The organism is Haloarcula sp. H-GB4 (genome assembly GCF_030848575.1).
In the GTDB taxonomy this organism is placed as follows: domain Archaea; phylum Halobacteriota; class Halobacteria; order Halobacteriales; family Haloarculaceae; genus Haloarcula.
Genome location: NZ_JAVDDX010000001.1, coordinates 1,396,143 through 1,420,874, shown reverse-complemented (window position 1 = coordinate 1,420,874; position 24,732 = coordinate 1,396,143). Strand labels below are relative to the sequence as shown.

Below are 24,732 nucleotides of genomic sequence, written 5' to 3'. Positions count from 1 at the left end.
ACTCTCTTATATTTTGGCTTATTTATATCGATAGGAATCTGATTGGTACCCTCGTCTGAAAATACGCCACGAAATATGTCACAGATCTGCTTGCGGATCGTCGACGAGTTCGTACAATCCAGTGTGGACTTTCCGAACGTACCCATGTTCGACGAGTCGACTGAGTCGGTTTGTGACGTTCTGTCGGCTGTACCCGTGTTCGTCTGCAATATACGACGGTGTACACCGACCGTCACGAAGGAGGTCAAGGATCGCCCGATCGGTCGGATTCAGATCGATTTCGGCCATTATTACGCCGGTCTGCGGCTAGCCACTAAAACGACGGTTATCTTCGAGATGTGTAGTACGATGTATTGATACAATCATAATGTATACAATCCACGGAGACGATCGTAGAGGTATGAGTCACGGGCCCGGAACTCGGTACGAGTGGTTGGATAAGCAGACGGACGAAATCATCGAACGGTACAACGAGGACGGCCAGTCCCTACAGGAGATAGCGGACCACTTCGATGTGTCAGCACCACAATTCGAAAGCGTCTCGTTGAGAACGATGTGTCCACCGAACGAGGGGGCCATCCACACGTCCGGCTCGAAGAGAAAGACGACGAGATCGTTGACAGATACGTTGAACAGGGAGAACCGCTCCAATCGATTGCCACCGATTATGGTACGGTTCCGGAGCAAATTCGGTATCGCCTCCGAGAATCCGGTATCGAACTCCGGTCGACTGACGGGAAAGCTGTCGATGTCGGATTCAGTCCGCACCAGATCTCCGTGATTCAGGGAGAGCTCCTCGGCGACGGCTGTCTGTTTCAACGAGAATCGGGGGGTTGCTTTTTCCGGTTGTCGAACTCGGTCAAGGAACATACGCTCCGAGTCGAAGAGAAACTCCCGGATGGCCTTTTTCCTGAGAACGCTCCCCGCTCGAACACACGGGCAGATACATTCGGACCTGAATATACCATGTGGATACTCAGGTCCCGTTTACAGCCACTTTTCGAAGAGATGTATTCTGACTGGTATAAAAAATACGATGGTAAGCGTCGAAAAGTTGTGCCGGAGGACTTCCAACTTGACCGTACTGCGCTACTTCACTGGTTTTGGGGCGATGGCTGCTGTTCAATTCGAGACAGCGGTGCACCACGCATTATTTTCTCGACTCACGGCTTTCCGGAAAGCTCTGTCCAGACGCTTCAAGCCGAGCTCGAACGATTTGGCTACGATAACCACACAAGCAAACAGGAACACGTAGAGAACGGATCTGGTCTCGGCATTCAGTTAAGTGATATCTCCGCTCGGAATTTTTTGGAAGACACGCGTCCCAGAAACTCGGTGATGGCGTACAACTACAAATTCCCCGTCCCGGATCCGTAGGTTCCGAAACACTGTTTGGGACTGGACTGAATCTCTCAGGTAATGCGTATCGGTTTTATAAGCAATGTTGTCTACCCGTTCGTGCGTGGAGGCGCAGAGAAACGCATCCACGAAATCGGCACTCGCCTCGCCGACGGGGGCCACGATGTCACCATCTATGGTCGCCACTACTGGGACGGCCCAGCGGAGACCACACATGAGGGGATGACCCTGCGCGCGGTCGCGCCTGAAGCAGAACTCTACGAAGACGACCGGCGGTCCATCACCGAGGCAATCGATTTCGCAGTCCGCGCACTCCCACCGCTTCGCCGTCGTCTTAGCGACAATGAACATGACCTTGTCATTGCTAGCGTCTTCCCATATTTCCCAGTCCATGCCACGAAACTTGCTAGTCTCGGGACTAGCACGCCAGTCGTCACGACATGGCATGAGGTCTGGGGCGATTACTGGGAGGAGTACCTCGGACCGCTCGCTCCGGGTGGCAAACTCATTGAACGACTCACTGCCAAGGCACCCCAGCATCCGATCGCTGTTTCAGGAATCACTGCGGACAACCTCGCTGATATCGGCCTGACCCGGAAGCATATTGAGGTCGTACCCAACGGGCTCGACACCGAGCAGGTGCGGACTGCCACACAACCCGACAGTGGGTACGATATCGTCTTCGCCGGCCGGCTGATCGAGCACAAGAACGTCGATATCCTGCTGGAGGCGTTTGATCGAGTCGCCGACAAGCATGCCGTCACGCTCGGTATCATCGGAGATGGGCCTGAGCGTGACCGCCTCGACAGGAAACGCAGCTCACTGACCCACGCCGACCGCGTTTCGATGCTGGGATTTCTCGACGACTACGAGGACGTGCTCGGGCATATGCGCGCTGCTGACATTTTCGCGTCACCGTCGACGCGAGAAGGATTTGGAATTACGTTCGTCGAAGCGATGGCTGCTGACTGTACCGTGATTGCCGCTTCCCATCCGGATTCGGCGGCAGACGAAGTTATCGGTGACGCGGGCTTTCTCGTCGACCCAACCGTTGACTCGCTCACAGAGAGACTCGACGCCGCTCTCGGTGGCGAGCGCCCATCGGCTGACCCTGTCGAACGTGCGGAGCAGTACGACTGGGATGCAGTGGCTGATCAGGCCGAAACCGTCTATCAGCGAGCAGTTGACGGGTCGTGGTAAACCGAATGCAGCGACACCGGCGCTCTGCTTTGTCTCCATCTGCGGCTTTAGTATCGAGTGCGTACCCACACACCTCCTTCCGAGTTGGTCAGTTACCAGGGACAGCCGTGCTGATTGAGGTGGTCATATAATCTCTCCTTGCTCCTCTGACTATCTGTTGTATTTTCAGCCCGTACTCGTGTGCGGTATCGCCACTCTCCCACCCCAGTGTGTCCAGTGTCTTTGTTGATCGGTCTGTGTTCAAATCCTGCCGCTAGGGCAGATATACGCCGCTCACGAGTCAAATAGCACTGTTAGTTAGGTTTCCCTCCAGCATCGTGTAACAACCGTTCAAACCGGTTACGCATGAGTCTCCATACTCGCTCAAATCCCGTGACACTGGACATGATGGGGTGCAAATTCGAAGACATTGGACACAAAAGACACAGTGGTTTTAAATACCATCCCACTGTAGTGTGAGTAAGAAAACACATGGGGTTGTTCGAACCAGACACAGACATTTTCCAGAATCGTGATGCACTTCGTGAAGATTACCAGCCAGAAGAGATTGTGGGACGTGACGAAGAGCTACAGCAGTATATCGCCGCGTTGCAGCCAGTTATCAACGGCGATCAGCCGTCGAACATCTTTCTATACGGAAAAGCCGGTGTTGGCAAAACTGCGTGCACACGTTATCTGCTTGATGAGCTCAAGTCGGATGCGGCTGAATACGACATTGATGTCACGACAATTCGGACGAACTGTGAGGATTTAAGTACGAGCTATCAGGTTGCGATCCAGCTTGTGAATGAGCTACGTGCACCTACAGATCAGCTGAAGCCGACTGGGTACCCGCGCCGACAGGTAAACGAGTGGCTCTGGAGCGAACTTGATTCAATCGGGGGGACAATAGTCATTGTTTTTGATGAAGTTGATCATATAGAGGACGACTCAATTCTCTACCAGATTCCCCGTGCGCGAGCGAATGGAAATCTCAGTGAGTGTAGGGTCGGTATCATTGGAATCTCGAACGATTTCAAATACCGTGAACGACTCAGCTCGAAGGTCCAATCGAGTCTCTGTGAAAAGGAACTTCAGTTCCCAGCGTACGACGCAAACGAACTTCGAGACATCCTCCGTCAGCGCTCCGAGATCGCTTTTTACCCGGATGTTGTTCCACAAGAAGTGATCGCGAAGTGTGCTGCCTTCGGGGCGAAAGACGCTGGTGACGCCCGCCAAAGCCTTGATTTACTGATGGAAGCTGGAGATATCGCGGTTGAAGAAAACGCCACTGAACTCACAGAGGCCCACGTTGACACTGCACGAACCGCGCTTGAACGGAGTCGTATTGCTGAGGGTGTTGCCGGACTTACCCAGCACGGTCATCTGGTACTATATGCTCTCATGATGCTTCATGAGGAAAGCGATACGCCAGTCCGGGCGCGAACGATCCAAGAACGGTATGAGGTCGTCTGCGACCGAGCAGCGACAGATGCACTCGTTCCTCGGCGGATGCGAGACCACCTGAATGAACTCGCAATGTTAGGCATCGCCAGTCGGGTTGAGCGAAATAAAGGCGAGGTTGGAGGACGGTATTACGAGTATGCTCTTGATACAAATCCAGATCTCCTTATTGAGGCGCTCAGCGAAACAGTGGATGTCGTGGGTGTCACCGACGAAATGCAGCAACGTCTTGATCGGAGTCAGTAAGCGGTTCTCGGTATGAGGCCGTTGGACTGCTACCAAAGACACTGGACACAGTGGGGGGAGGGACAGGTAGTTCTTAACATTGGGACAACACCCAAACCGACTGCACTCCCAATGACACTGGACACGGTGGGGTGTGTCCCAGTAATAGCGGTGTGAAAACCAAGTCTGCACGCACAGACCACTCGAAAAGCCACTCGACACAGTGAAGTGAGCGGTGTGAACTGCGTATCTGAATGCACTGGCACGCGCAAACCCTCATCCCACAGAAGAAATTTCCTTGCACACGGCTTCACCGTAACAAACCCCTACATAATGAACTGTATCTCACCTGGGTGAGTATCCATGCCTTCGCTCCAGTTCGCGATACCGTCTCACACACCTCGAAACGAGTGAAATCTTGGAAAAGAATCCAGCACCGAATTTCAGGGGATCTCAGGGTGTTTTATATAGGAACGTGTCGGCTGACACACACCACGTACCGAGTGTAAAGGTCCAGTACTCACACTGGGTTACGCAAGGCTACGTGCCCCACGACACACAGTCCACGATGGAGTACATCTGGATACGGATCTCTACTCTCCTTTCACTATCTACGCGCTGTCTACCAACAGTAAACTCTGAACGACTGCCCGAAGGTCCACGGCTGCCGCTCGGCTCATGATGTGTCTCTGTCGAGCATCCTCTGTCGGCACGGATCAGTGGCCAGTACACTCGGTACGTGGTGTGTGCCTGTGTAAGTCACTCGTCGACTACTGTAAGATACCAGTCTGGTCGGATACTCGATTCAGCTTGCGACTTCGCGGCTTTTGCCAGTTCAAGCCCCGTTATCTGACGTTCATCGGAGCCAGTGGAGAAACCAATCTTCACTCGGTGTGGGGTGTGTCTGAGATGGGCGGCTGTCGTTCAGACACTGACAGCCAGTACACTCGGTGCGAGGTGTGTCTGGGACCGGCTTCTCGTCAATCAGGCAGCGACCACCATACGCTCTATCACGTGTGTCCCCGCCTAACCCATCCAGAACACCACCCACGGCGGCAGCCGTGGAGCCGCTCTGGCAATTATCGTCGAAAGAGAGACACCGTTCCGAACACGGACCAACTGCTACCAGAGACACTGGACACGGTGGGGTGTGTCCCAGCGATAGCGGCACAGAAATCAGGTCTCCATACAACAACTCGAAAGAACACTCATAGCGCTCTCTGTGAAGCGAGCGGTATGGACTGCGTATCTGACGCAATGGCACGCGCAAACCCCCATCCCACACAAGGCATTTCCTCGCACACGACCTCAGCACTACTAACCAGAAAATGGTCCTCCCGAGCGAGCATTTCATCATCGCCCTCCTCCCTGTCGCAGTATACGCACTCCTCCGGGACAGACAGCTCCCGTCGCTCCAGCTAGTCGCAGTCACGTTCTTCGGCAGCCAGTTCCCGGATCTCATCGACAAGCCGTTAGCGTACGAACTCCATCTCATCCCCTCCGGTCGGGTGTTTATGCACTCGCTCCCGTTCGCAATTCCGCTCTCGATTGTCGTCATCGCTTACGCAGTCCGAACGGACCGGGCCCGACTTGGGACGGCGTTTGCGTTCGCCCACCTTTCACACCTGGTGGCCGATAATCAGCAACTCCTGCCGCCGAACCTGTACGTGTCGTCGGACCTGCTCTGGCCGCTCCAGCCGCCCGTTGTGCGCCCGGCAGTCCCACAGTGGGTCGGTGAGGGCGCAGTGAACCTGCATCTCTGGACCGGGTTTTCGGTGCTCGTCCTGACGCTGGTGGCGTACGTGCTGGTCGCGGACCTGCAATCCCAACTCGACGTTAGATAGCGGTGTCTGCACCACGCTAGAGTCAGCGTACTGCATATCAGGTCCGAAATAACGATTCTCCGGGAAGCGGTCCCAAACCTACATAGTTCCAAACGGAGCGGCCTATTCGCTTGCATTCTGTTCTTGTTTCTCTACCTGCTTACTACCCATGCGCGCCAATGTGAAACTGGAGTTACTGACGACGCAGTGACCCCATTCTGCCGGAAGCTTCCCGCGGTTCTGACGTTGGCGCTATTTTCAGCTGTTGGGCTGTCACGAATCGGACCCATGAGCTTTTAGACGGACGGGCGAGCGAGAACACTGTATGCGACGATTGGTCCTCGCCGTATGCATCGTTTCCCTCCTTGCCGGGTGTGGCACATTCATGGCTGATAGCCCGCCACCGAGCGACGAACGAGCCGTCACTGCCGTCGAGGAGGCGAACAGCACTGTTGCCGCCGTCGAAGCGTATCGATTCGATATGGAGATGCATGTGGTAGCATCGGATGGTGAGCAATCGCGGACCGTGAGAGTTGACGGCGATGGTGCGGTAAACGTCTCCGCAAAACGGATGCAAGCGACGACGCGGATGCAAGACCAGACGATCGACTCCTATGTCGACGGGTACAAAGCGTACCAGGGCTGTCAGGACCCTTGGGGTGGCTACGCCGTCGAGAACGTATCGCGTTCCGATCCGTGGGCGACCACGACGCCGCTCCATCGGCAACTGCTGCTCTTCGAACGCTCGAACGTCTACTGGCGGGGCAATGAGACGCTTGACGGCAACCGGACTGTTCTCGTCACGGCCTCCCCGAGCGCTGAGACTATCAGGTCACTCATGAATCGCCGACAGGCTGGCGACATGGATCTAAACCGCGGTTCGCTTGAGAACGCGACAGCGCGACTCTGGGTTAATCCAAACACGAACCGACCGGTACAGTCGGAACTCAGGATAGAAATCTCACAGCGTGGAGCGACTGCAACTGCCACGATCACGGTCCAGTACAGCGAGTACGGTGAACCAACCGCCATCTCGATTCCGCCAGAGGTGTACGACGACCCGCACGAACTCGGGTGTCCCGGCGCGAGCTGAACCCACTCGTTGCAGCAGCGAGAAACCGCTTCAACCGTCGGCGACCACTCGCTCAGTCCGACCATTCCTCGTACAGCCCGCGGCCGACGACACCGAGGCCGACGAGCGTTATGAGGTTGAGGAGGAAGCCGCCGACGACTGGAATCGCGAAGGGAACGGCCAGTAACAGCCCCCCGGCGACGCCGTCTGTTGCGCTAACGGTGCCGTCATCGCCGATAACCGAATTCCCGACCCAGACAGCAGTAATGCCGGTGCCGACGATACTGAGGATGCCGATGAGAAGCAGTCCGGGGATCGATATCAGCGCGCCGATAATCGTCAGCGTGAGTAGTACCAACCCGATGGGGACCAGAATGCCGACGAGAATCCCCCAGCCGATTGCGTCGCCGGGGTCATCCTGAATCTCCCGCACGGCGTTCGTCGTGTACGACGGGCCGATAGCGGCTGCTGCGGCGCCCAACACCGAGAGCATGACGAACCCGACACCGAAACGGAGGACGATATTGAAGCCCGGGCCCGCACTCCCACCCGGGGCTGTAGGCTGTGCTGTTGCGACCCCGGCGAGTCCGAGTACGGCGAGCAGACTCCCGAGGCTACTGACGGCTTGCTTGGAGGGTATCATAGCAGTTGTTCGCTTTCGACTGTGCTTGTAAACCTCTTCTGTCTGTTTGCTATCTGTCATCGCAGCCGGCGACTCTACGTTTGGTTCCAGTTTGAATCGCGATAGTATTCGCACAAGCCGGGACAAAGTATCCGATCTGGTCGGACTGTCTTGCCGGCGAAGCCGTTCACATCCAGCGCCGACATCGAGCGGGAGACGTATCTTTTTGCGGTCTTGGACCTAACTGAGCAGTGTGGACGTGACCGTGTACGGGTCGCTCCGGGCGGCGACAGGGGCGAAGACAGTCGAAATTACAGTCGATGGCGACACTGTTGGAGCCGTGATTACGGCCTTCGTCGACGCGTATCCGCGTGCGAAGTCACAGTTAGTCGATGCGGACGGCGAACTCCGACCGAGTGTGCGAGTGATGGTCGACGGGGACAACGCCTCCCACGACCAGCGGGTCCCGTCCGGCGCGGCGGTCGAACTCTTTCCGGCGATGCGAGGTGGGTGAACGCCACCAGCCGCCGTCCAACTACAGGTCGTACTGTTCGCGGACGGTTCCGGCGAGCCCCTGTTCTTCGAGGAGATCCATCGGCGCGAGCATCGAGAGCTGGACGACGCCGGGTAGTCGCGCGATTTCGACGCCGCCGGTGAACGTACAGCGTGCCCGGACCTCACCCTCTGACATACCGAAGAGTGTCCCAGCCCGTGCGAATGCGTTCTCGGTGGCGTCATTGATAGTCGCACCGGACCCGATGATCTGGAGCGGCGCTGCATCGACGACGTCATCGACATGATGCTCGGAAGCGAGGGCTTCGCCCGCTTCTCGCTCGGCGTCCGTGTACGGCTTGGCGATATCCGGCAGGTCCGACTCGTTCGGAAGCAGAAGTGGGCCATCGATGTCGAGGTCCTTGATGACGCTGACTTCGAGTTCGGTACGGCCGCTCACGTCGGTCGTGTGAAGCGAGAGTTCGCCGTCGCCCTGGTTGGCGTGCAGGTCCCCAACGTAGAGGCCTGCGCCGTCTATCTCGACGGGACAGATGAGCGTCGCGCCAGAGCGGACATCATTCGAGTCCATGTGGCCGTCCGTGCGGGCCGCAAGCGCCGCTTCATCGGCGAGGCCCCAGTCGTGGTCGGCACCGATGAGGAACTGGCCGAAGTCACCGGCGTTATGTGAATCGGGGAACTCGACCGACGGCGTCGTCCCGATGTTCCCGATGAACGGTCGGAGGTGCCCAAGCGTGCCCGGTATTTCGTCGGGCTTGTACAGCAGAATCGGGTGTTGCCGGGAGTGGTCAGGCAGTGCCATCGCCTCGTCGGCGCGCTCCGCGAGGTCCGCCGCACCGTCGGGGCCGACCGTGAGCCCCACCGAGCGGTCCTCGTCGAAGGCAACGGTGTACCCGAACTCGAAGCCAAAGGACGAGGCATTGGCTCCACACTCCGCACAGCGAATCGCGTCTTCGCCGGTCCCCTCGACGACGCTGTCGGGCCATTCGGTGCCACACTCCGGGCATCGATGGTCGACGAACGGGTCGCTCCCGAAGGCGTCCTCCCGTTCGGCCATGCTGCCCGTACTCGTCGCAATACTCGTCACCTCAACATCCTTGATACGGACAACGAGTGCGTCGCCGGGTTCGGCGTTCTCGACCCGGATCGGTCGCGTCACCTCATGGCCGCCGCGGAACTCGGGGGTGACCATCGGTCCCCAGCACGCAGGCGGCGTGTGGGTGCGAACGGTCCCGCCGTCGGCCACTGTGCCGGCCCATTCCTGATCCGGCCCGACGAGTCCAAGCGTAAACCGGCCGACATCGAGTTCCTGCTGGATTTGCTCTGACATACATTCCCAAGCACGGGCTATACGAGAATAAATCATGGTGTGGGTGCGAGTGGCTCCAGCGTCGTCTCTATCCTCGGAAGTGCCCCGTGCCGTCAATTCAACTCTGTTGGGTCGGTGGCATCAAACGGGTCGGTCTGCTGGGCAGAACAAAAATACAGGAACGAGAAAAATTATCCTTCTAACTGTAGTTATGTTATATATCCGCATTTATTGATAAAGGTACACCGATTCCTAAAGTAGCAGTGATACTTATTGATATTGGACACTTCTTGATAGTCAATGTCACCCGAGGACCAGTACCAGGGTGGGCTTTACCGACCGAACAGGCGAGACTTGTTGCACGTACTTGGCGTCGGCGGGGCCACAGCACTCGCGGGGTGTAACGGGTTCCTTGGCGGGGGCGCGGAACAGACGGATCGTGACGGCGATGATGATAGCGGGGGCACAGCCACGGCCGACGCAGCGGAAAATCCGAGTTCGCGGACAGTCTCGGGTGCGTACACGTCCGTCGCCGGGTCTGACGCGAACTCGTTGAACTGGTTGTACGTCAACGACACGGCATCCGGCGCGTACATCGACCTTACGCTGGACAGTGCTTGGGCGGTCGATAACGACCAGAACGTCTTCCCGCTGTGGGCCGAGCCATCGACAGAGGACGGACAGACCTACCGGATCACGCTCCGGGACAATCTCCAGTGGGGCGGTGGCTACGGGCAGATGACTGCCGAGGACTGGGTGTATATGATCACGAACGTCTTCCAGGGCGAAGACAACTGGGCGGGGTACACGAACGCCGGAGACTGGTTCCGGCAGGGCGAACCGATTCCAGTCGAGCAGGTGGACACGCTCACCTTCGAGATCAGGCTCCCGGAAGTCGATCCGACGTTTCCGCTCAAGCCGATTATGTGGGGCCAGTTATGTCTCCCGAAGGGCATCCTAGAGAAGTACGTTCCAGACAAGGATGCAGAGGGGCTCCGACAGGACGAGGAGATTAACACGCTCCAGTACACCGGCAATCTGGGGCCGTACACGTACGAGGAGTGGGAACGAGAGTCCCAGTACGTCACTGTGCGAAACGATGACTACTATCTCCGCAACGTCAACGAACTGGGCGAGGAATGGGACAACGTCCCGTATTTCGAATCATACACGGTCCAGGTGATTCCCGAAGAGTCCTCGCGACTCAACGCGCTCCGGAACGGCGAGGTGACCATCGCGGGGATACCACCGCGAAACGCACAGGGGTTCCAGGAGAACGAAGACATCGACGTGTACGTGCAGCCACAGCCGTTCGTCCAGGCGCTGAAGTACAACATGCGGGCGAACGGCTGGGAGCTATTCCGAGAGATTCCGGTTCGACAGGCGTTCGTCTGTGCCGTCGATAAGACGACGCTCGCGGAGAACCTCTATCGGGGCTTCGCGGAACCGGCGTACACGATGCAGCCGCGGTTCTCGAAATGGTACGCCGAGGACGAAATACAGGAGTACACGTTCGGGACCGATGACCTACAGGGCTCAGGGCCGGCGCGAACGCGGATGGAGCGGGGCATCGAGGGGACCGAATACGAGTACGACGGGGAGACGCTCCTCAACCCGGACGGCGACCCCGTTACGCTGTCGCTGTACGCCAGTTCGGCCAGCAACACGAACCAGACCTTGGCGGAACTGGTCGGCCAGCAGATCGAGTCCAACTTGGGAGTCAGTATCGAGATCGAGACGATCCCCGGGAACACGTTTCAGCAACAGTACGCGTCGAACTCGCCACCGGAGGGCGAAGATGTTTCCTGGAGCTCTGGGCCGTTCAACGGCGGGCCGCGAGACGTCTCCGTCAGTCAGGAACCGTGGGATATGTCGGTCGTCTTGGGATTCAATACGTATCCCAGAACGCCGAGTTCGAGCGTGACGTTCTTCCGGGAGCGAGGGAACGCCAACTACGCGGGCTACGTGCCGGAATCGAATATCCCGGAACTGTATGCGGAGGCGTCCCGAACCGTCGACGAGACCGAGCGCCAGGAGCTGTTCGGCCAGGTATTCCAGCAGATTGCACGGGAGCAGCCCTTCGGGTTTCTGCTGATGGAGTCCGATATCACCGGGGCACAGGACCCTCTTGTCGGGCCGAGCGACACCTTCGCCAGTGGGTGGGACTACCAGCGGTACTATTTCGATAGATGAGGTGGTACGTCGTCCGCCGGTTGCTCTGGGCGGTCGTTGCGACGTTTATTATCCTCTCGATCACCTGGGCGCTGCTGCTGGTGACTCAGGAACAGACGCTCGCCTCAATCCAGTTCCAGGCGGCCGTCTCGGGCGGTGACGCGGAGGCTGCACGGGAAGCCTACGAACAGCGGCGTGGGTTAGACCGCCCGCTGTGGCGACAGTACGTCGATTACATGACGAACATGGCGACGTTCAACTGGGGGTACAGCACGTCCCGGGGCCAGCCAGTGACTGCAGCCATCATAGACGCACTACCGTACACGGTCATGTACTCGGTTCCATGGAGTGTGCTGACCGTCGTGTTCGGGCTGTCAGTCGGGCTGTACTCGGCGACCCACCAGTACTCGAAGTTCGACTACGCGGCGACGTTCGTCGCGTTTTTCGGCTATGCCATCCCGAACTTCTGGTTCGGGATCATCCTGCTGGTCATCTTCGGTGTCCATCTCGACCTCGTCCCCATCGTGTTCGACCCAGATGTCCCCGTGTTCAGTCTGGCCAACGCCAGACAGCTCGTTTTGCCTGTGTTCGTCCTCACAACGGGCTCGATTGCCAGTCTCGCGCGCTACTCCCGCGCGGAGGCGCTGGAGTACGTTCAAGCGACGTTCACGAAGACGGCGAGGGCCAAAGGCGCCTCGGAGCGATGGATACTGCTCAGACACGTCTTCCGGCCGGCCGCTGTCCCGCTGTCGACGATTCTCGTAGCCGACCTGCTAGGGTTGTTCATCGCCAGTTCGTATCTCGTCGAAGTGGTGTTTGGCATCCCCGGGCTTGGACAATTGAGCTTCCGTGCGATACAGAACCAGGACACGCCGCTCGTGCTTGCAACGACGTTAATCGGCGTGTTCATCGCCATCGTCGGCAACCTGCTCCAGGACATCGCGTATACCGTTCTCGACCCCCGAATCGATTACGGTGATCGCTGATGAGCTCGGATACGCCCCGCCGACGGTTCGAAGACATTGACTGGGACGCCGACCGGGGGGTCGGACTCTCCCGGCAAACGACCGGGTTCCTCCTGTCGCTGCTCTTTCTCGCGGCCCTATTCCTCTACGATTACTTCCGTCCGTCACCACTGTTCAAGCCGAACCCCATATTCCGAAATGGCTGGGACATCACCCAGCTGGACTGGCTGTTCACGCTGTCGCTGCTGCTGTTTGGCTTCTATATTCTCGTCCCGCTGTGGACGAATCGGCGGATGGCTGCCCACTACTGGCGGGAGTTCCGGAAGAATCGCGCCGCTGTCGTCAGCCTCGGCTATCTGGTAGTCCTGTTCACGATCGGTCTGTTCGGCCCACTGCTCGTCGGGAAACCATCGGTCGAACTGATACAGAGCTACCAGCCACCGGTCGGCGTGGCCGTCGACAGCTCGGTTCCGTTGCAGTGTGTCGGTCGAGTCGCGGACGGGCAGTGCTACGGGAGCTGGGCGTTCCCTCTCGGAACGACCGGTGAGGGCAAGGACATCCTCGCACTGGTGGTCCTCGGCATGCGGGTCTCCATTCGCATCGGCCTGATCACGTCGTTTCTCATCATCAGCATCGGTGCGACCGTTGGGACCGTGGCTGCCTATCTCGGCGGTCTGGTTGATGAGGTGCTCATGCGATACGTAGATATCCAGCAAGTCTTCCCGTCGTTCCTGCTGTACATCCTTCTGATCTATCTCTTCGGTGGGAGCCTACTGATGTTCATTCTCGTGTTCGGGCTCCTCAGCTGGGGCGGCACCGCGCGACTGGTTCGGAGTGCGGCGCTCCAGCGCTCGGAAGATGAGTACGTCGAAGTGGCTCGCTGCGCCGGCGCGGACGCGAAACACGTCATCCGCCGACACATCCTCCCGAACGTCTCCGGGACGGTCATCACGAACCTGACGCTGTTGATTCCGGGACTCATCCTGTTTGAAGCCGGGCTAGCGTTTCTCTCGCTCGGTGACCCGACGATCCCCTCCTGGGGACAGACCATCGCGGCCGGGCGGTCTGACCTCGGGTCGGCGTGGTGGGTTTCGACCATCCCCGGCGTCTTTCTCTTTCTCACCATTCTGGCGTTCAATTTCGTGGGCGATGCGCTGCGGGACGCCCTCGACCCGCGCTCGGAGGGGAACACATGAGCGACCAGCGCCAGGCCCCACCGAGTCCGTCACGTAACGCCCCGCTCCTGTCTGTTCGGGACCTCACCGTCGAGTTCGAGACGGACGCGGGCCGGCTTCGAGCCGTTGACGGCGTCTCCTTCGACATTGACCGGGGTGAGACGGTCTGCATTGTCGGCGAGAGCGGGAGCGGCAAGACGGTGACTGCAGAAACGCTGACCCGACTGATTCCGATGCCGCCCGGCCGAATCGTCGACGGGTCGGTTACGTTCGACGGCCGCGACCTGGTGACCCTCTCGAAGCAGGAATTGCGGGCGGTCCGCGGGAACCGCATCGCACACGTGTTCCAGAACCCACAGGACGCGCTGAACCACTGTTACACGGTCGGGTGGCAGGTGCGCGAAGCGATTCAGCTACACGAAGATGTCAGCAAAGCCGAGGCCAAAGAGCGCGCGGTGACGCTGCTTGATCAAGTAGATATCCCCGACGCGTCAAGTCATTACGATGCCTACCCCCACGAACTATCCGGTGGGATGAAACAGCGGGTCGCCGTCGCGATGGCACTCGCGGCGAATCCCGACCTCTTGATCGCCGACGAACCGACGACGGCGCTAGACGTGACCATCCAGGCCCAGTTGCTAGACCTGCTCAAGAGGCTTCAATCGGAATTGGGGATGTCGATACTGCTCATCACGCACGATTTGGGAGTCGTCGCTGAGGTGGCCGCCCGGGTCGTCGTGCTGTACGCGGGGGCTGTCATGGAACACGGGAGCGTTTACGACGTGTTCGAGTCGCCGGCCCACCCGTACACGCAAGCGCTGTTTGACTGTCTTCCTGGACGAGGCACTACATTGGACACGATTCCGGGAACGCTTCCCGATCTCCACGACGAATCGGCTGGCTGTCAGTTTTCCGACCGCTGTGCGTACGCCCGAGAGACATGCTTCACTGGCGACCAGCCGCCTCTTTACGACCTCGGTGGCGGCCAAGCGGCATCCTGTATCCACTACGGCCCGGACGGCGACCCGGCCGTAGTAGAAAACGGACACAAAGGTGAGTACACCGATGGGTGAGCCGCCGCTGCTGGCGGTCGAGGACCTCTGCAAGCACTTCCCGATCACCGAGGGCATCCTCAAGCAGGAGGTCGGTCGGGTCAAAGCCGTCGATGGCATCGACCTGATGGTCGACCACGGGGAGACGGTCGGTATCGTCGGCGAATCCGGCTGTGGGAAATCGACAGCCGCCAGAGCGCTGTTGCAGTTGGTCGAGCCGACTTCAGGGTCGATCCGGTTCGACGGCCGGGAGGTGACAGCGTTCGACAACGACGAGCTCAAAGCCTTCCGGCGGAACGCGCAGATGATCTTCCAAGACCCCAGCGCCAGTTTCGACCCGCGGATGTCTATCGGGGACTCGGTCGCGGAACCACTGGTCATCCACGGCGTGACGGACCGGGAGCTACGGCGCGAAGTGGTGTCGGACCTGCTGGAACGGGTGGGCCTCTCCGCGGGTGACATCGACAGGTACCCCCACGAGTTCTCCGGGGGCCAGAAACAGCGAATCGCCCTGGCTCGGGCACTCGTGTTGAACCCAGACCTGCTAATCGCTGACGAACCGACGAGTGCGCTGGATGTCTCCGTCCAGTCAGACATCCTCGCGCTGCTTCGGGACCTGCAGTCGGAGTTCGACCTCAGTGTCATCGTCATCAGCCACGACATGAGTGTGATCCGGGAAATCTGCGACCGTATCGCGGTGATGTACCTCGGCGAGATCGTCGAGACGGCGCCGACCGAGCGGTTGTTCGAAGCACCCTGCCACCCCTACACCGAAGTGCTCGTCTCGTCGATACCGACACTCGACCCACGAGCGCGTGGCGACCGTATCATCCTCTCCGGTGATGTCCCGTCGGCGGCGAATCCACCAAGTGGTTGCCGCTTCCACACGCGGTGTCCGAAAGTCATCCCGCCCGAAGCGTACGATTTCGAACAGTCCGCTTGGCGGGCAGTGCTCGATTTCAGACACCGACTCAACGAGGAGGGAATCGACCACGAAACCGTCCGGGAGTTCGTCGCCGCCGAGACTGGTGTCGCAGTCGAGGAAGTCACAGACAGCCAGACCCGACGGGCGATACGCGATGAGTTCGATATGCCCCAGACGCTCGCCGATAGCCAGGCTGATCGGATTGTCGAAGACTCACTCAATCTCGTGCTTGATGGCGAGGTCAACCGCGCACAAGAACTCCTCGTTGAGGCGTTTCCGACAGCGTGTATTCGTGAAAAACCGCGAACAGTAGCTATCGCGGATGGACACCGCGCTGCCTGTCATTTAGTCGAGACTGATGGCCAGCAGCAGTCTAAGTAAGAGTCAGCCACCACAGAGGACTGGCTTGTCCGTCGGGCTGAAGCACAGTGGGCTGCTGCAGAATGGCATTGATCCTGGGAACAGATTATACGTGAGTGGTGACAGATATCCGAAATGTGACGACAGGATGATAATAAGCATCCACCACTACGAGTTAGCTGACTCGGCAAGCCCTGCCGACTTCCGCGACGCAGTTACCGTAGCAGTCGACGAGGCTCTCTTCGATGACATACCCGGACTGGTCGACTACCGGATCGGACGTGGCATCAAGGGAAGCCGCACAGATCAGTTCGCAGCAGTCTGGGTGTACGAGAGCACAGCTAGCTGGGAGGCTGTCTGGGGCCCTGTTGATGACCCGGTGCCGAAGTCGGCGTATCCGGATGCGTGGCTCCGCTGGGAGGACGAACTACTCGACTCGGTTCTTGCGGACGACCCGGACAGGATTGAGTATACCTCGTATGAAGTTCTCGCGCAAAACCATGACTAATCGACGGTGAAATAACGACTGGGCCGAACCCCGCTACAAACCCGCTCAATCAAGCATCCCGATCCGATCCGCGGTAAAGCCGAACACGTCCTCGTAGCCGTAGGCTGAGAGCAACACCGGGTGGAAGGGCTCCTCCGCAACAACGGTTTCGTCGTCGGCTGCTGCGACAGGGTCGCCCTCGGGGACCGGCTCGAAGTTCCGGACGAACACTTCGTACTGGTCGGCTGCTGCCTTCGGAATCGGCTCGCCGAGCTGGAACACTGGCAGTGATGTCTCCCGTTGCGGCGGTGACTCGGCGGTAACGCCGGTGGCGGCGAGGAACTCTCGGATGACCTGCGCTGCGTTCTCGGCGGCTTCCGCGGAGCCCTGATAGCCGCACTCGACTTCGAGCACGGAGTCCACTGTTGCGATCATTCGCCCCTCGTTTGCACCTTTCGTCTGTACAACGGCGTCCACGGAAAGGACACTACAGAGGTCCTCCATCTCCGGTGTGAGCTCGTCGACAAGGGCGAACATCCCATCGTAGGACTGCGTGGAGTGCAACGAAAGCACGGTGCAATCACGGAGCTCAGACGTGATGGTCGCGGCTAACCGTGTCTCGCGGGACTCACTGTCGGTGTCACCAGGGAACGAGCGGTTGAGGTCCGTATCGAGATACCGCTTGTTCGCGTCAAGGGCGGCTTCGTTCGCGATGATAAATTTGACAGGGCGCTCGACCTCTGGCGGGTCGGCAAGGACGGCTTCGATGCCGTCCCGGCCGCACGGTTCGTCGCCGTGGATGCTCCCCACGACGGCCACTTCTGGAACCCCGTCTCCCAGTTGCTCGATTCGCATCTACCCGTGATAACGCGCCCAGCCTTTAGAATTGTCCGGATTCAGTCAGTGTTCGAGCGACTCCGCGAACTCGATATCCTCCGGGCGGCACGTCGGGTACTCGCCATCGAGACGGATCTGCCAGCCGTGTAGTGCCGACGGGTCCGATAGTGCGTTTGTTACCGTCGTCCGAACATCTAGCAGGTCGACGCCGTAGTAATCGTTGGGGACGCCACGGAAGTACTGCAGTGATGTGCGAAACAGCGACCGCATCCCGTCGTCGTCCTCGAAGTCGAAGTGCTTGTACGCGCCGGCGGCGACTTGCACCATCCCGTGGAGGAACTTGCTCTCCGTGTTCCCGCGGCCGTAGTTGTACCATTCGTCCTCAAAACAGTCGTGTGATTCGTGGAACTCGTCAGAGTTGTACAGGCGGACGCCGTGGACCACGGCCCGTCTGAGCGTCTCGTGTTCCCACTGACCGTCGCTTCGCCACCCCGATGGGTTCCCGTCGGGAGCCTCGACGGTCGGGTCACGCGTGTGGTCGTCCATGCCTACGCTACTGGTTCATGGTGGGTCAAACCACCGGTTCTGTCAGCTATGATTGCCATTGAAACCCAATCTACCCCCGAGCGCACTGCATTGAGGTCTGGTATATTCGGTTCAAGCATTGCCATGTGCCTGGCCGGTCCCGAGTCGCTTCCGTACGACATTTATACCGTACTACCATGTATCTGAATGCAATACGCGTGCGAGGGTAGCCAAGCCAGGAAACGGCGGCGGACTCAAGATCCGCTCCCGTAGGGGTCCAAGGGTTCAAATCCCTTCCCTCGCATCGTATAGGGGCCGCACAACGCGGCGCCGAAAGATGCACACGGAAGAGTTTGAATGAGAGTAGGCGGGGCGGTTGCCCGCCTCCGCGTAGTTCAAATCCCTTCCATCGCACTGTTGGACCGACACGGTCCCTCGCAAACAGTGAGCGGCCGTCGTCACGGTCGCGAGTTCGCCGCCGTCCCCGGTGGTGACTCGCGGAGAAGACGAGGCCGATCGGTGCTGGAAGACTCGCACGGAGCGATCTTCCCTCGCAATTCTCCGACCCAATATACCAGAGACGTATCTTCGCGATGCGGTTCTCCGTGTTCTCTCCCACTGTGGTCTCGTCCCGACTGGATTCCGAGGGGAGTCTCCCATGCCACAATCCGTCCGAAAACGGGCCGATGTCATGCTTTCGGGTATTTCATGAGAGTCAGGTGGAATTGCAGCGCCGCGTGCCTGACAGCCCTCAGTAACTAGCCTATGGCACCTGCCCGATGAAGCGAACTCTCTACTGGATTGTACCAGATTAGTTCAGTAATTACAGTTCTAAACACAGGCTACAGTCACTGGGCTATTATATAGACTGTTTTAGTATCGGTTAATTACCACCTTATTTGCTAGTACCCATCAAAAAGAAATAACTAAAAGAAAACAATCAATTACACTCTAGTTTGTGCGCTATGTGCGTCTAGAGACTCTCTGAAGTCACTCAAATAGTGTCACTGCACAAGAAATATATCACAGGCTTCAGTACTGTTTTGGTAATGGTAAAAACACCAATAGTAAAACCGGCTGTCATCCTCGTGATGGCAGTCACGCTGGTACTCACTGGTCCGTTATCAGTGACGTCCACCGTCGGAGCAACCCCCGTTGCCGAGAGCCAGTCGGTCTCGGTGACCGAAAACGTCGACGTGTGGGAGCGGTCCCCGCTCACGCTTCGAACGACATCAGAAGGGCCGACTACGATAGTGGCACCTCGGACGTTCATCAACGTCGAATCAGCTGCGACTGGCGACTTACCGCTCAACAAGCGGACGCTGACAGTCCATGAGCGCAACGAGTCGATAAATATGTCCTTCGAGCCAAGGATCGGTGCCGGGACGAGGGCACTTGCCGGCGACGAAGCGCAACTACTGGCTGTCAAGTTAGATGAAGCACCGACCACCGAAGGCGCAAACACGAGCGACATTTCGGGCTCACTCGGAGACATCTTCGCAAACAATTCGAATCTCACGTCAGCGGAACTACTTGATGATGCAGATGGCGTTGGAGCGATAAGTGACGAGGGTGAACTAAACGCGTCCTACACTCCTGAATCGGGCGGTGTATACGCCCTCGTCTTGGTGACTGTCGATAGCGGCGAAGAGGGACTGTCGGTATCCGACGGAAACGTGTCGGTTAACGGGAACGTTACTGTTGTCGGTGTCGAGCAGGCGCTTGTGCAGGACAACGCTTCGACCGTCAAGTCGACGCAAAACCCGGTCAATCCCGGTGATAACGTCACGCTAGACGTTGCAACAGAGATGGCGGACGAAAACGTCACGCACGCAGTAATGCTGGTAAGACAGGGTGAACTCCAGCGGCAGTCAAGTACGGTGACGGTGTCCGGCAAGCTAAACGAGAGCTTCAGTCAGGACCAGATCACTGTCGAAAATTCCTTTGACAGCGTCAGCGGTGTTGCGACAGTCGGCGACAACACCGGTATCGCAGGTCTCAATCTCTCCGAAAACCAGTCGATACCTGCAATCGGGGTACAGGGTATATTCGGCACCGTGGTTTCCGAAGCTGAAGCGGATGCCGACGGCGACGTTATCCACGCCTCTGCAACGGTCGTCAGCGCTGACTCTGACGGCAACGTAACGGTCAAGACGCTGGATTCCTGGCCAAATGGCGCGTATCAGTACGTCCACGTCGCGGTCGGCACTGAGTCCGGAACGGTCAACTCGGATACCGGCACGGTGGCACTGAGTCCGGGCGGCGGCCCTGACAACGGCGGCGGTCCCCCAGATAACGCCAGCGGACCGAACAACACTGCGGAGGACGACGAAGACGAGGCAGAATAACTGCTCTGGCGGCCTTCACAGGGCGGGCCCACAGAATAAGTCACTCATTTTATCACCGACCGTTACTGATCCTGACCGCTCCCACGGATATATCATCTAAATGGCCATAAATCCGGGTATGTTGTCAATTAGATAGCGTCGACCAGTCGCTATTCTGTACAGTTCTCACCGATGCGAATAGGGTAACCGTACCGAGACAGGATTCAGGATTCGCCCTGTAAAATCCCGCAACAGTATCTACGTGTCTTGAAACCTTCATATGACACTGTGTAGCGCTGAGTGTCACTGCATAAGAATTATACCGTATCCCTCCGAAAAAATTCAGTAATGTATAAAACACCAAGAGGGAAACACACTGTAATTTGTGCGATTGCAGTGCTGCTGGTGTTAGCCGCTCCCTTGTCGGTAACGTCGGCAGCGGCAACGCCAGTGGATGACGGACAAACGACGGCAGTGACGGAAAACGTGGATGTCTGGGAGCGGTCACTGCTCCCACTTCGGACGTCTTCTACCGGCCCAACGACGATAGCAGCGCCAGAGACGTACATCAACATCGAGTCTGCACAGACCGGTGACGTTCCCCTCAACAGGGATGAGTACACGATTCACGAGACAGGCGAAGCAGTTGATCTTACGTTTGAATCAACTACCGGGGCTGGAACCACGGGACTCGCCGGCGACGAGGCGCAACTGCTTGCTGTCAGACTCTCTGAAGGCCCAGAGTCGGCTGGATTTAGCGAAGGGAGCGTCAGAACCGATCTAGCTAGTATCTTTACGAACGATTCCAACGCTAACTCGGTCGAACTGTTAGACGACGCGGACGGGGTCGGTTCGCTAGATGAAAATGGTGAGCTCGAAACCTCGTACACACCTGACTCGGGTGGTGCCTACGGCTTCATTCTGGTCACCGTCGATGACGGACAAGGACTGTCCGTTTCGGACAACAACGTTTCGGCCGATGGAAACGTGACCGTTGTCGGCGTTGAACAGACGCTGGTTCAGGAAAGCGCGTCTACGGTCGAGGCGACCGCCGACAATGTCTCCACCGGGGATAACGTCTCGCTCGATATCGAGACCGAACTGGAAGACGACTCTGTCACGCACGCCGTGTTGTTGTTCGATGAGGACGAACTGCAGGGCCAGACGAGCACCGTTCGGGTGACTGGTGACATCAATGAGGATTTCTCCGAAGATCAAGTCACGGTCGAGAACTCCTTTGAGGGCGTCAACGGCGTTTCGTCGGCCAGTGATGGCGCTACCCTCACCGGTGGGGACTCGACAGCCGCGGGGACGATGCCGTCTGCGGGGCTGATCGGCCTGTTCGGATTCGTTCTCTCCGAAGCATCGCCGGATTCGACTGGTGATAATATGATGCACGCCTCGGCGACAACGGTATCCGATACCTCCGATACCACCATCGATGTCGAAACGCTCGACTCCTGGTCGAACGGGACGTACACGTACGTGCACGTCGCTGTTGGCGAAGACTCAAACGAGATCAGTTCCTCCACAGGAACGGTCACACTGTCACAGTCGGACGACGATAACGACGACAGTGATAACAACACTGGTGGCGGCGATGATGGCAGTGACAGCAACGACGGAAATGACGACAACGACGACAACAACAATAACAACGGAAGCGACGACAACGACGACAACAACAATAACAACGGAAGCGACGACAACGACGACAACAACAATAACAACGGAAGCGACGACAACGACGACAACAATAACGACGGAAGCGACGACAACGACGACAACAATAACGACGGAAGCGACGACAGCGACAACAACAATAGCGGTGATGACGACTCCGATAACGAGAGTACCGAAGAAGACACAGCGGACGAAACTACGACTGACACCGACACCGACGACGGCACCGAGACTGGAGGCGGAGCGGAACCAACGGAAGCAGCTACGACCGCAGGTGGTGGGGCACAGCAACCCGACGATACGGACACAGCCGGAACGGAGGGCACGGTCGAAACCACGAGTTCGAGTGGTCCCGGGTTCACCGTCCTCGTCGCGGTGCTAGCACTGCTAGGCGCTGGATTCCTGGCACGACGCGACTAACGAACGCTCCAGTTTACACAGCGGTTTCGGTTCTTCTCCGATGCGATTTCCTTCTCCGCTGCATGCCCATTCGAAGTCTACGGTTCTCGAATGACTGAACTATCATGTCACCAGCGGTTGCAGATTCAATGTTGCTGAAAGGGGTAATTTTATATTATTTACAGATAACATGACAGTGTAAGGTACATACAATGGGGGACTACGCAAAACCATCTCGTGCGGCGAAGATCAAGTGTATCAAGTGCAACTCACCGGTCGTGGTCACCGTTGATGAAGAGTACGTCTGTGTCAACTGCGGCGAAGCGCCGATAGAATCCACAGCCCCAGTCTGAGACCGTCGTTTTAGTTTTAGTCCGTGGACCCCCAGTGCTGGGAACAGCAGCGACTCTATCTGACTGCTAACCTGATGTCCGCCGCTGGAGAGCTGTCACTTCAGCTTACAACGACCGGTGAGCAAAGCGTTAGCGCGGTGGGATTTCCACTGATATCCGTTCGTCTCTCCGGTACATCGTCACGAAACTGTAGCTGACGGCCAGTCCGAAGACGATCAGGGGGACGGCGAGCGAGAGCAGACCGTCGGGCGAATGCGCTGCAAACGACGGCGTTCTATCGGGGTTTGCCGCAACCACCGGCCAGAACAGGTTCGGGAAGAAGTAGTAATCCGTCCCGAGTCGCACAATCGGATAGAAGTCGCCGGCGATGTGTGAGAGATAGCCGGCAGAAAACACCACTGCGTACCGCCCGTAGCTACGGCGGGCAGCCAGCAGTACAACGACGGTGAGGACGGGGAGCGAGATGACCAGCGAGTGGGCTAGCATACGCCCACTCGGAAGAAGAGCAAACGTCCACGCGAGCGGCTTGTCGATTACGTCCGGAAGTTGTGTCGCGACAAGCAGGAGCAGTACCATCGGCCCGGATGGGAGGCGATGCCACCGAGCCACCGTATACGCCGTCAGCGGGACGACTGCGAGGAGGAAGTGGCCTGCGGGGTACACCGTGAAGCGAATGGGCCGAGAAAATAAAAGCTGTTCGCTGGGTTCAGTGTTCAAAGCGCAGGCCGCGGGATAGCCCCGTTTTACCTGGGATGGTGCTGCCCTCTACAAGAACACGGATCAGCCGGTCACGTTCACCCAGAGGTGGACTTCCCGGTACGCGGTCGATTGGGCCACAGTCTCTGGCGGTGAGCCACGGTACAGCAGGTACTGGAGCCGAAGTCTCTCCCCAGTCATCTCGGGCTCCACCTCGTGCTGGCGCTGCCAGGTCTTGTTGTGTCCCAGCGTCGGCTGGAAGCGCTGTAGTTCAGATTGCTCCCGGACCTGCGTCTCATTCCCAACGCGCTCAACGCGTTGTAACTCGACGATAACGGTGTACTCCGTCCGCTCGTGTTCCTGATTCCCAATACCGACGATCAACGAGCGACCTTCGCCCCGCTGAAACTCCGTCGGATAGCCGTCAGCAACGCGCTCGCCATCTTCACCCTCTGTCAGCAGGTAGAATTCGCTGAATCGCTCACCGTCTTTGGGCACCGTGACGGCGTATCCGACACTGGCGGTTGCAAGCAGGATACTCAGGACTAGCAGTACGTTCAGGGCGGCGTCAGTCCGCGAGGCCGGCGAGAATACCTCTTCACGCCCGGCACTAAGCCACGCGCGATACGGAACTCGGAACCGTTCATCGGCGGGCAGCGCCCAGCGTCGGACAGCCGCGACAGCGGTCAACACGAGCGTCAGTCCACTAAGCGAGACGAGAATCGGAAGCAGGCGGATGCCCCATGGTGTGAAGTTCAACACCAGGCCAACCAGAGGAACGAGAGCGATGCTGAGCCCGAACGAGAGTGCGGTCCGTTCGATCCCGTCGATCCCGTCCGCTTCTGGGTTCGAAACGGTTTCATCGTCGGTACTGGGGCCACTCCCAGCTTCTGGAAACAGCGCTGCGATGAACGCATAGCCGGGGATGAAAAGGACAAACACGAGCCCGGCGATGATGCGGACCGGCGTGTCGGAGACGACCGGCAGCAAGGCAGCCAGATTTGTCAGGACCACAACGCCGACAACGCCTGCTAGATCAGCCGGGAGGTGGCGGAGCTGGCGCGGCAAGAGTAGTTTCCACGCCTGGGATTCAGCCATTGGCAATGAGTCATATCGGCACGGTAAAAAAATAGCTGATTGCTTCGCTTTCCATCTCAGCGGATAACTGCAACTGTCTCCGGTAAGCCAACCGAACGCATTTTATCAACCCGGG

General features: G+C 58.2%; 22 protein-coding genes and 1 tRNA gene. 16 read left to right on the top strand and 7 right to left on the bottom strand.

Going from position 1 to position 24,732, the window contains the following annotated elements; genetic code table 11:
* Positions 1-78: 78 nt before the first annotated feature.
* Positions 79-288, bottom strand: coding sequence for a winged helix-turn-helix domain-containing protein (locus RBH20_RS07285; RefSeq protein WP_306706981.1), 210 nt, complete (start codon positions 286-288; stop codon positions 79-81).
* A 267-nt stretch (positions 289-555) separates the two neighbouring features.
* Between RBH20_RS07285 and RBH20_RS07280 the strand changes: the two genes are divergently transcribed.
* From RBH20_RS07280 to RBH20_RS07260, 5 genes are all read left to right on the top strand, one after another.
* Positions 556-1,377: an endonuclease I gene (locus RBH20_RS07280; protein ID WP_306706979.1), complete on the top strand. Its 822-nt coding sequence runs from the start codon at positions 556-558 to the stop codon at positions 1,375-1,377.
* A gap of 42 nt (positions 1,378-1,419) precedes the next feature.
* Positions 1,420-2,559 (top strand): glycosyltransferase family 4 protein, encoded by a 1,140-nt coding sequence (locus tag RBH20_RS07275; protein ID WP_306706978.1) that lies wholly within the window; start codon positions 1,420-1,422, stop codon positions 2,557-2,559.
* 471 nt (positions 2,560-3,030) lie between these two features.
* Positions 3,031-4,248 (top strand): orc1/cdc6 family replication initiation protein, encoded by a 1,218-nt coding sequence (locus RBH20_RS07270; RefSeq protein WP_306706977.1) that lies wholly within the window; start codon positions 3,031-3,033, stop codon positions 4,246-4,248.
* Between the two features lie 1,307 nt (positions 4,249-5,555).
* The gene (locus RBH20_RS07265; protein WP_306706975.1) at positions 5,556-6,071 is read left to right on the top strand and encodes a metal-dependent hydrolase; all 516 of its coding nucleotides are present in this window, start codon (positions 5,556-5,558) and stop codon (positions 6,069-6,071) included.
* A 304-nt stretch (positions 6,072-6,375) separates the two neighbouring features.
* A complete protein-coding gene (locus tag RBH20_RS07260; protein ID WP_306706973.1) occupies positions 6,376-7,143 on the top strand; it encodes a hypothetical protein in 768 nt (255 codons plus the stop codon).
* 52 nt (positions 7,144-7,195) lie between these two features.
* Here RBH20_RS07260 and RBH20_RS07255 read toward each other — a convergent pair whose 3' ends face one another.
* On the bottom strand, positions 7,196-7,762 hold the full coding sequence (locus tag RBH20_RS07255; protein ID WP_306707500.1) for a hypothetical protein: 567 nt from the start codon (positions 7,760-7,762) through the stop codon (positions 7,196-7,198).
* A 235-nt stretch (positions 7,763-7,997) separates the two neighbouring features.
* On the opposite strand from RBH20_RS07255, the gene RBH20_RS07250 reads away from it, so the two are divergent.
* Complete coding sequence (locus RBH20_RS07250; RefSeq protein ID WP_306706971.1) at positions 7,998-8,258, top strand: ubiquitin-like small modifier protein 1; 261 nt, start codon at positions 7,998-8,000, stop codon at positions 8,256-8,258.
* A gap of 21 nt (positions 8,259-8,279) precedes the next feature.
* Here RBH20_RS07250 and RBH20_RS07245 read toward each other — a convergent pair whose 3' ends face one another.
* Positions 8,280-9,584, bottom strand: a complete 1,305-nt coding sequence (locus RBH20_RS07245; protein ID WP_306706970.1) for an acetamidase/formamidase family protein — start codon at positions 9,582-9,584, stop codon at positions 8,280-8,282.
* 279 nt (positions 9,585-9,863) lie between these two features.
* Between RBH20_RS07245 and RBH20_RS07240 the strand changes: the two genes are divergently transcribed.
* The 6 genes from RBH20_RS07240 (at position 9,864) to RBH20_RS07215 (ending at position 16,720) form a co-directional block, all read left to right on the top strand.
* On the top strand, positions 9,864-11,756 hold the full coding sequence (locus tag RBH20_RS07240) for an ABC transporter substrate-binding protein (RefSeq protein ID WP_306706968.1): 1,893 nt from the start codon (positions 9,864-9,866) through the stop codon (positions 11,754-11,756).
* Positions 11,753-12,721, top strand: a complete 969-nt coding sequence (locus RBH20_RS07235; protein ID WP_306706966.1) for an ABC transporter permease — start codon at positions 11,753-11,755, stop codon at positions 12,719-12,721. The genes RBH20_RS07240 and RBH20_RS07235 overlap by 4 nt, the downstream gene beginning before the upstream one ends.
* Entirely contained in the window at positions 12,721-13,896 is a 1,176-nt protein-coding gene (locus RBH20_RS07230) for an ABC transporter permease (protein ID WP_306706964.1), read from the top strand. Before RBH20_RS07235 ends, RBH20_RS07230 begins: the two co-directional genes overlap by 1 nt.
* Entirely contained in the window at positions 13,893-14,948 is a 1,056-nt protein-coding gene (locus tag RBH20_RS07225; RefSeq protein WP_306706962.1) for an ABC transporter ATP-binding protein, read from the top strand. Before RBH20_RS07230 ends, RBH20_RS07225 begins: the two co-directional genes overlap by 4 nt.
* On the top strand, positions 14,941-16,233 hold the full coding sequence (locus RBH20_RS07220) for an ABC transporter ATP-binding protein (RefSeq protein WP_306706960.1): 1,293 nt from the start codon (positions 14,941-14,943) through the stop codon (positions 16,231-16,233). Before RBH20_RS07225 ends, RBH20_RS07220 begins: the two co-directional genes overlap by 8 nt.
* 91 nt (positions 16,234-16,324) lie before the next feature.
* Positions 16,325-16,720 carry a hypothetical protein gene (locus tag RBH20_RS07215; RefSeq protein ID WP_306706958.1) on the top strand — a complete coding sequence of 132 codons (396 nt, stop codon included), beginning with the start codon at positions 16,325-16,327 and terminating at the stop codon, positions 16,718-16,720.
* 45 nt (positions 16,721-16,765) lie between these two features.
* Here RBH20_RS07215 and RBH20_RS07210 read toward each other — a convergent pair whose 3' ends face one another.
* Both RBH20_RS07210 and RBH20_RS07205 read right to left on the bottom strand, forming a co-directional pair.
* On the bottom strand, positions 16,766-17,554 hold the full coding sequence (locus RBH20_RS07210; RefSeq protein WP_306706956.1) for a succinylglutamate desuccinylase/aspartoacylase family protein: 789 nt from the start codon (positions 17,552-17,554) through the stop codon (positions 16,766-16,768).
* A gap of 45 nt (positions 17,555-17,599) precedes the next feature.
* Complete coding sequence (locus RBH20_RS07205; RefSeq protein WP_306706954.1) at positions 17,600-18,082, bottom strand: DUF309 domain-containing protein; 483 nt, start codon at positions 18,080-18,082, stop codon at positions 17,600-17,602.
* A 199-nt stretch (positions 18,083-18,281) separates the two neighbouring features.
* Between RBH20_RS07205 and RBH20_RS07200 the strand changes: the two genes are divergently transcribed.
* From RBH20_RS07200 to RBH20_RS07185, 4 genes are all read left to right on the top strand, one after another.
* A tRNA-Leu gene (locus RBH20_RS07200) sits at positions 18,282-18,365 on the top strand.
* 787 nt (positions 18,366-19,152) lie between these two features.
* Positions 19,153-20,409 carry a PGF-CTERM sorting domain-containing protein gene (locus RBH20_RS07195; RefSeq protein WP_306707499.1) on the top strand — a complete coding sequence of 419 codons (1,257 nt, stop codon included), beginning with the start codon at positions 19,153-19,155 and terminating at the stop codon, positions 20,407-20,409.
* A 327-nt stretch (positions 20,410-20,736) separates the two neighbouring features.
* Positions 20,737-22,491, top strand: a complete 1,755-nt coding sequence (locus RBH20_RS07190; protein ID WP_306706951.1) for a PGF-CTERM sorting domain-containing protein — start codon at positions 20,737-20,739, stop codon at positions 22,489-22,491.
* A gap of 191 nt (positions 22,492-22,682) precedes the next feature.
* Positions 22,683-22,823, top strand: coding sequence for a hypothetical protein (locus tag RBH20_RS07185; protein ID WP_306706949.1), 141 nt, complete (start codon positions 22,683-22,685; stop codon positions 22,821-22,823).
* Between the two features lie 129 nt (positions 22,824-22,952).
* On the opposite strand, the gene RBH20_RS07180 is transcribed toward RBH20_RS07185, so the two are convergent.
* Both RBH20_RS07180 and RBH20_RS07175 read right to left on the bottom strand, forming a co-directional pair.
* Positions 22,953-23,486 carry a metal-dependent hydrolase gene (locus RBH20_RS07180; protein ID WP_306706947.1) on the bottom strand — a complete coding sequence of 178 codons (534 nt, stop codon included), beginning with the start codon at positions 23,484-23,486 and terminating at the stop codon, positions 22,953-22,955.
* Positions 23,487-23,603: 117 nt separating this feature from the next.
* Entirely contained in the window at positions 23,604-24,617 is a 1,014-nt protein-coding gene (locus RBH20_RS07175) for a DUF1616 domain-containing protein (RefSeq protein WP_306706945.1), read from the bottom strand.
* Positions 24,618-24,732: the final 115 nt, after the last annotated feature.

What these genes read in the sequence shown, in the direction of transcription:
- RBH20_RS07285 (WP_306706981.1), bottom strand. Translation starts at nt 288, where the DNA reads ATGGCCGAAATCGATCTGAATCCGACCGATCGGGCGATCCTTGACCTC.
- RBH20_RS07275 (WP_306706978.1), top strand. Translation starts at nt 1,420, where the DNA reads ATGCGTATCGGTTTTATAAGCAATGTTGTCTACCCGTTCGTGCGTGGA.
- RBH20_RS07270 (WP_306706977.1), top strand. Translation starts at nt 3,031, where the DNA reads ATGGGGTTGTTCGAACCAGACACAGACATTTTCCAGAATCGTGATGCA.
- RBH20_RS07265 (WP_306706975.1), top strand. Translation starts at nt 5,556, where the DNA reads ATGGTCCTCCCGAGCGAGCATTTCATCATCGCCCTCCTCCCTGTCGCA.
- RBH20_RS07260 (WP_306706973.1), top strand. Translation starts at nt 6,376, where the DNA reads ATGCGACGATTGGTCCTCGCCGTATGCATCGTTTCCCTCCTTGCCGGG.
- RBH20_RS07245 (WP_306706970.1), bottom strand. Translation starts at nt 9,584, where the DNA reads ATGTCAGAGCAAATCCAGCAGGAACTCGATGTCGGCCGGTTTACGCTT.
- RBH20_RS07240 (WP_306706968.1), top strand. Translation starts at nt 9,864, where the DNA reads ATGTCACCCGAGGACCAGTACCAGGGTGGGCTTTACCGACCGAACAGG.
- RBH20_RS07235 (WP_306706966.1), top strand. Translation starts at nt 11,753, where the DNA reads ATGAGGTGGTACGTCGTCCGCCGGTTGCTCTGGGCGGTCGTTGCGACG.
- RBH20_RS07230 (WP_306706964.1), top strand. Translation starts at nt 12,721, where the DNA reads ATGAGCTCGGATACGCCCCGCCGACGGTTCGAAGACATTGACTGGGAC.
- RBH20_RS07225 (WP_306706962.1), top strand. Translation starts at nt 13,893, where the DNA reads ATGAGCGACCAGCGCCAGGCCCCACCGAGTCCGTCACGTAACGCCCCG.
- RBH20_RS07220 (WP_306706960.1), top strand. Translation starts at nt 14,941, where the DNA reads ATGGGTGAGCCGCCGCTGCTGGCGGTCGAGGACCTCTGCAAGCACTTC.
- RBH20_RS07210 (WP_306706956.1), bottom strand. Translation starts at nt 17,554, where the DNA reads ATGCGAATCGAGCAACTGGGAGACGGGGTTCCAGAAGTGGCCGTCGTG.
- RBH20_RS07205 (WP_306706954.1), bottom strand. Translation starts at nt 18,082, where the DNA reads ATGGACGACCACACGCGTGACCCGACCGTCGAGGCTCCCGACGGGAAC.
- RBH20_RS07195 (WP_306707499.1), top strand. Translation starts at nt 19,153, where the DNA reads ATGGCAGTCACGCTGGTACTCACTGGTCCGTTATCAGTGACGTCCACC.
- RBH20_RS07190 (WP_306706951.1), top strand. Translation starts at nt 20,737, where the DNA reads ATGTATAAAACACCAAGAGGGAAACACACTGTAATTTGTGCGATTGCA.
- RBH20_RS07185 (WP_306706949.1), top strand. Translation starts at nt 22,683, where the DNA reads ATGGGGGACTACGCAAAACCATCTCGTGCGGCGAAGATCAAGTGTATC.
- RBH20_RS07175 (WP_306706945.1), bottom strand. Translation starts at nt 24,617, where the DNA reads ATGGCTGAATCCCAGGCGTGGAAACTACTCTTGCCGCGCCAGCTCCGC.